This window comes from Mesorhizobium sp. WSM4820 (assembly GCF_055811075.1).
On the sequence record NZ_JBVVQN010000063.1, the window covers coordinates 1 to 1,263 of the forward strand.

General features: G+C 60.1%; 1 protein-coding gene. It reads left to right on the forward strand.

The annotated features are described in order from the left end of the window. The first annotated feature begins 115 nt into the window (after positions 1-115). Positions 116-1,252 carry an ABC transporter ATP-binding protein gene (locus AC0L2R_RS33700; RefSeq protein WP_473514089.1) on the forward strand — a complete coding sequence of 379 codons (1,137 nt, stop codon included), beginning with the start codon at positions 116-118 and terminating at the stop codon, positions 1,250-1,252. Positions 1,253-1,263 lie beyond the last annotated feature (11 nt).

Below are 1,263 nucleotides of genomic sequence, written 5' to 3' on the forward strand. Positions count from 1 at the left end.
ACGGGCACGATGAAGTCGCTGACCTTTGCCGATCCGGTCTATTGGACAACCAACGCGGATGCATGGACCACGCAGTGGAACAGGATCTCGAAAGGTGGGTGAGTGCGTTGAACCCATGCAGGCGTCCCGGCCGATCTCGGCTGGGACGGGCCTTTCGATCGCAGGTGTGGAACGCCCGGCGGTAGAGTTCCGCAACATCGACATCGCCTATGGCAAGTTCGTCGCGGTGCGCGATTTCTCGCTGTCGATCCGCAAGGGCAGCTTCGTCACGCTGCTCGGGCCGTCAGGCTGCGGCAAGACGACGATCCTGCGCTCCATCGCAGGGCTGGTCGACATTTCGGGCGGCCAGATCATGATTGATGGTCGGCGTGTCGACGACGTGCCGATCTACAAGCGCAACATCGGCCTGGTTTTCCAGAGCTATGCGCTGTTTCCGCACAAAAGCGTCTTCGACAACGTCGCCTTCGGCCTGAAATACCACGACGTGCCCAAGGCCGACATCGAGCGTAAGGTCGGCAAGGCGCTGGAGATGGTCAGGCTTCCAGGCAGCGAAAAGAAACTGCCCTCGCAATTGTCGGGCGGGCAGCAGCAGCGTATCGCGCTCGCCCGCGCCATCGTCTTCGAGCCACAGGTGCTGCTGCTCGACGAGCCGCTGTCGGCTCTCGACGCAAACATGCGCGAGGAAATGCGCGTCGAAATCAAGAAGATCCAGAAAGAGACCGGCATCACCGCCATCTTCGTCACGCACGACCAGGAAGAAGCGCTCTCCATGTCCGACCGGATCGTCGTCATGAACGCCGGATCCATAGAGCAGATCGGTACACCGGAGGAGGTCTACGAGACGCCAGATACGGCTTTTGTAGCCAATTTTCTTGGCAAGGGCAACATGCTTGCCGGCACCGTCAGCAAATCCGATGGGCCAACGGCCACGGTCACCCTCGCGGCAGGACAAACGGTCAAGGTCGTTTCGCCGAAGCCGCTAAGTCCCGGCGCGCCCGTTACAGTCGTGGTTCGGCCGCAGAAATTATTGTTAGAATCGGAAGCGATGGCCAACCGGTTGTCGGGTCGCGTCGTCTCGACGTCGTATTTGGGCGGGAGCGTGACCTACGAGATCGACATCGGCGGCAAGAGGACGGTTCGCGCAAACACGCAAATTAATGGCCAGGTTGTTCGCGAAGGTGAGGCAATCGATATCGGCTACGACCCTGCCGGCTGTGTTCTGCTGGACGAGAAGGGAGTCCGAATTTCGTGAAGGCGAAGTTG

Coding starts and splice junctions, on each gene's coding strand:
- AC0L2R_RS33700 (WP_473514089.1), top strand. CDS start 116: ATGCAGGCGTCCCGGCCGATCTCGGCTGGGACGGGCCTTTCGATCGCA.